1 protein-coding gene is annotated in these 1,190 nt (G+C 66.5%); it reads right to left on the reverse strand.

The window, feature by feature from the left end; all coding sequences use genetic code 11:
* Positions 1–1,189: elongation factor Tu (tuf, locus tag MFF21_RS23670; RefSeq protein WP_238315046.1), on the reverse strand; the 1,189-nt coding region annotated here is incomplete at its 3' end.
* Position 1,190 lies beyond the last annotated feature (1 nt).

The raw sequence follows: 1,190 nt of genomic DNA on the forward strand, positions 1-1,190 counted from the left end.
AGTCGTTGATGGCGGCGACGACGCCGGCACCGACGGTTCGGCCGCCTTCACGGATGGCGAAGCGGAGCTTCTCTTCCATGGCGACGGGGGTGATCAGGACGACGTCCATGGTCACGTTGTCGCCGGGCATCACCATCTCGGTGCCTTCCGGCAGGGTGACGACGCCGGTCACGTCCGTGGTGCGGAAGTAGAACTGCGGACGGTAGTTGGTGAAGAACGGCGTGTGGCGGCCGCCCTCTTCCTTGGTGAGGATGTAGGCCTCGGCCTTGAACTTGGCGTGGGGCTTGACCGAGCCGGGCTTGCACACGACCTGGCCGCGCTCGACGTCCTCGCGCTTGGTGCCGCGCAGCAGCACGCCCACGTTGTCGCCCGCCTGGCCCTGGTCGAGCAGCTTGCGGAACATCTCGACGCCGGTCACCGTCGTCGTGGTGGTCGGGCGGATGCCGACGATCTCGACGGTCTCGCCGACCTTCACGATGCCGCGCTCGACGCGGCCGGTCACCACCGTGCCGCGGCCCGAGATCGAGAACACGTCCTCGATCGGCATCAGGAACGGCAGGTCGATCGGGCGCTCCGGCTGCGGGATGTAGGCGTCCACCGTCTCCATCAGCTTGAGCACGGCGTCACGGCCGATCTTGGGCTCCTTGTCCTCGAGCGCCATCAGGGCCGAGCCCTTGGTGATCGGGATGTCGTCGCCGGGGAAGTCGTACTTCGAGAGAAGCTCGCGCACCTCCAGCTCGACCAGCTCCAGAAGCTCCTCGTCGTCGACCATGTCGACCTTGTTGAGGAACACCACCAGCGCCGGAACGCCGACCTGGCGCGCCAGAAGGATGTGCTCGCGCGTCTGCGGCATCGGGCCGTCGGCCGCCGACACCACCAGGATCGCGCCGTCCATCTGCGCCGCGCCCGTGATCATGTTCTTCACGTAGTCGGCGTGGCCGGGGCAGTCCACGTGCGCGTAGTGACGGTTCGTCGTCTCGTACTCCACATGCGCCGTCGAGATCGTGATCCCGCGCGCCTTCTCCTCCGGAGCCTTGTCGATCTGGTCATAGGCCGTGAACGTCGCGCCGCCGCTCTCCGCCAAAACCTTCGTGATCGCCGCCGTCAGGGACGTCTTGCCGTGGTCGACGTGACCAATCGTCCCAATGTTGCAGTGCGGCTTCGAACGGGTGAACTTTTCCTTGGCCATC

Origin of the sequence: Methylobacterium organophilum, assembly GCF_022179465.1 — a bacterium.
In the GTDB taxonomy this organism is placed as follows: domain Bacteria; phylum Pseudomonadota; class Alphaproteobacteria; order Rhizobiales; family Beijerinckiaceae; genus Methylobacterium; species Methylobacterium organophilum.